Origin of the sequence: Microbacterium sp. GbtcB4, from assembly GCF_019091465.1 — a bacterium.
Lineage (GTDB): Bacteria > Actinomycetota > Actinomycetes > Actinomycetales > Microbacteriaceae > Microbacterium > Microbacterium paraoxydans.
Genome location: NZ_JAGXJJ010000362.1, coordinates 1 through 246 on the forward strand (window position 1 = coordinate 1; position 246 = coordinate 246).

The 246-nt window shown below is 66.3% G+C and carries 1 protein-coding gene; it reads right to left on the minus strand.

What is annotated here, in order from left to right; translation table 11 throughout:
• Positions 1 to 246, minus strand: a 246-nt coding sequence (locus tag KVS71_RS18160) for an FAD-dependent oxidoreductase (protein WP_217585234.1), incomplete at both ends; no start/stop codon positions are given.

Below are 246 nucleotides of genomic sequence, written 5' to 3' on the forward strand. Positions count from 1 at the left end.
CGCCGAACGCGATGCCGTCGTCGAACGACGTCTGCTCCAGGATGTCCTGCTGGCGCAGCGTGTAGACGCCGATGAAGCGGCGGTACTCGCGCTTGCCGGGGATGTTGCCGATCCACTCCAGGGTCAGGTTGTCGGCGTCGGACTCGCCGGAGTTCTTGATGTGGTCCCAGATGCCGGGGATCACCGACCGCAGCTCGTCGCGGATGGCCTCGTTGTCGTCGACGACGTTGTGCGTGCCGCCCCACT